The sequence below is a fragment of the Mesorhizobium sp. M7A.F.Ca.CA.004.12.1.1 genome, from assembly GCF_003997835.1.
In the GTDB taxonomy this organism is placed as follows: domain Bacteria; phylum Pseudomonadota; class Alphaproteobacteria; order Rhizobiales; family Rhizobiaceae; genus Mesorhizobium.
In genome coordinates this window covers 1-2,565 of the sequence record NZ_RZRK01000852.1, presented here as the reverse complement: position 1 = coordinate 2,565, position 2,565 = coordinate 1, and the positions used below count along the sequence as shown (strand labels likewise).

3 protein-coding genes and 1 pseudogene are annotated in these 2,565 nt (G+C 65.8%); 1 reads left to right on the top strand and 3 read right to left on the bottom strand.

From position 1 onward, the window contains the following. Positions 1-451, bottom strand: a pseudogene (locus tag EN984_RS30715) (threonine-phosphate decarboxylase); the annotation flags it as partial. Between EN984_RS30715 and cbiB the strand changes: the two are divergent. Continuing rightward, positions 450-1,418: an adenosylcobinamide-phosphate synthase CbiB gene (gene cbiB, locus EN984_RS30710; RefSeq protein ID WP_127384191.1), complete on the top strand. Its 969-nt coding sequence runs from the start codon at positions 450-452 to the stop codon at positions 1,416-1,418. The pseudogene EN984_RS30715 and the gene cbiB overlap by 2 nt on opposite strands. 39 nt (positions 1,419-1,457) lie before the next feature. Here cbiB and cobO read toward each other — a convergent pair whose 3' ends face one another. Both cobO and cobU read right to left on the bottom strand, forming a co-directional pair. Beyond that, positions 1,458-2,072, bottom strand: coding sequence for a cob(I)yrinic acid a,c-diamide adenosyltransferase (cobO, locus tag EN984_RS30705; RefSeq protein WP_109667906.1), 615 nt, complete (start codon positions 2,070-2,072; stop codon positions 1,458-1,460). 1 nt (position 2,073) lies between these two features. Next, positions 2,074-2,565, bottom strand: a 492-nt coding sequence (gene cobU, locus EN984_RS30700; RefSeq protein WP_245480152.1) for a bifunctional adenosylcobinamide kinase/adenosylcobinamide-phosphate guanylyltransferase, incomplete at its 5' end; no start/stop codon positions are given.

Sequence of the window (2,565 nt, the reverse complement as noted above, 5' to 3'; positions counted from 1 at the left end):
CGATGACACGTCCATCTGGATTGTTCGGATTGACCATGATGGCAAGGTCGGCGTCCGCCAGGTCAGCGAAATCGCCGACCTCGGTCACCGCGTGCCCGGCGATCACTGCTGCGCGGGCATGTTCGGCGTAGGTCGGACCCAGCACCAGCGCCCTTCCGGGGGTAATCAGCGAGGCGACGCGCGGCAACAGGATCTGCGTGCCCGGTGCCGCCACGATATTGGCTGGCGACGGCGCCCCATAGGCACTGGCAGCGATCTCTGTCAGCTCACGCGTGCGCGCGGCTTCCGGCAACCGCGACAGCGAGGTGGCGGGCAGGTCGAAAAGCGGGTAGGAGTGCGGATTGATACCGGTCGAGAGGTCGACGAATGGCAGCAGGGCGTTGGGGAAAAGCGCCCTCGCGCGGCCAAGACTTCCACCATGGTCCACAACCGCCCCATTAAGAAGCTTCATGTCAGTCCTGATCGCTTTCCTGTCATTGGCCGTCGAATTCGCCCTCGGTTACCCCGATTGGCTGTTTCGCGCCATCGGCCATCCGGTGACGTGGTTCGGCAGGCTGATATCCTTTCTCGACCGCAGGCTCAACCGCGCCACTGATCCCGACGCGCTGCGTCGCAAGCGTGGTGTCCAGGCGCTGCTGGTCATCGTGCTGGTGCCGGCGATAATTGGCCTGGGCGTGCAGATCCTGTTCTGGTTCGTTCCCATGGGCCTGGTCATCACTGCCCTTCTGGCAACGTCGCTTCTGTCGCAGAAGAGCCTCTATGAGCATGTCGAGGCTGTGGCGGACGCGCTCGACACCGGTGGCCTCGCTCTGGCCCGCCTTGCCGTTTCGCGAATCGTCGGCCGCGACCCTGAAACGCTCGACAGGGCCGGCGTCTGCCGCGCCGCGATCGAGAGCCTGGCTGAGAATTTCTCCGACGGCATCGTCGCCCCCGCCTTCTGGACCGGCGTCGGCGGCCTGGCCGGCGGCGCCGCCTACAAGGCCGCCAACACCGCCGATTCGATGATCGGCCACCGCACCCCGCGCCACGAGGCCTTCGGCTGGGCGGCGGCGCGCTTCGACGACTGGATCAATCTGCCGGCGTCGCGGCTGACGGCGCTGCTGATCGTGCTGGCGGCGTTCTACGTCAAAGGCGCTGATGCGAAAAATGCCTGGCATGCGGTGTGGCGCGACGCGAAAAAACACCGCTCACCCAATGCCGGCTGGCCGGAAGCGGCGATGGCCGGTGCGCTCGGCCTGGCGCTCGCCGGGCCGCGCAGCTACGGCGGCGTGCTCGTGGACGACGTCTTCATGGGCGAAGGTGGGCGGCGCGAGGCCGACAGCGTCGACATAAGGCGAGCGCTGAAACTCTATCGCGTCGCCGACTATCTGCTGATCGCGCTGTTTGGGTTGGTCGCGGTCATGGTCATCGTGGCGTGATCTACTTCACCCTCCCCTTGTGGGGAGGGTAAGAAACGCTCAGAACTCGATCCCCTGCTGCGCTTTCACGCCTGCGGAAAAATGGTGCTTGGTCACGCCCATTTCGGTGACGAGGTCGGCGGCCTCAACCAGCGCCGGCTTGGCGTTGCGGCCGGTGACCACGACATGCAGGCCCTCACGCCGCGCCTTCAACGCCGCAACCACTTTGTCGAGATCGAGATAGTCGTAGCGCAGCGCAATGTTCAGTTCGTCGAGCACCAGCAGGCTGATCGACGGATCGGCCATCAGTTCGAGCACCTTGGCCCAGGCGGCTTCGGCGGCGGCGATGTCGCGCTTCAGGTCCTGCGTTTCCCAGGTGAACCCCTCGCCCATCGCGTGCCAGACGACGCGGTCGCCGAAGGCGGCGAAGGCGTCCTTCTCGCCGGTGTGCCACTTGCCCTTGATGAACTGGACAACGCCGACGCGCTTGCCGTAGCCGAGCATCCGCAGCGCCAGGCCGAAGGCAGCCGTGGTCTTGCCCTTGCCGGGACCGGTGTTGACGATCAGCAATCCCTTCTCGACCGTCTTGCTCGCCACCTCGGCATCCTGCACAGCCTTGCGCTTGGCCATCTTGGCGCGATGGCGCTCTTCGTCCTTATCGTCGATGTCGGTCATGTCATTTCACCTTGAGCGGCAGCCCCGCCACCATCAGCAGCACCGTATCGGCGACGGCGGCGACCTGCTGGTTGAGCCGGCCGGCGGCATCGCGAAACCGGCGCGCCAGTGCATTGTCCGGCACGATGCCTTGTCCGACCTCATTGGACACCACGAACCAGGGCCCGCGCGGCCGCGACAGCACCTCCGTCAATCGCCGGCATTCCAGCTCGAAATCGTGTTCGGCCAGCATGTGGTTGGTCAGCCACAGCGTCAGGCAGTCGACAAGCACCGGCCGATCCTCCGGCAAGGCGGCAAGCGTACCGGCGAGATCGAGCAGTGCGTCGATGGTCGTCCAGCCTTCGCCGCGCCGCGATCGGTGCAACGCGATGCGTTCATGCATCTCGTCATCATAGGCTTGCGCCGTGGCGATATAGGTCCAGGGCGGCGGCAAGGCGGTCGCCAAAATTTCGGCGTGCGCGCTCTTTCCGGGGCGCGCCCCGCCGCTGAGGGA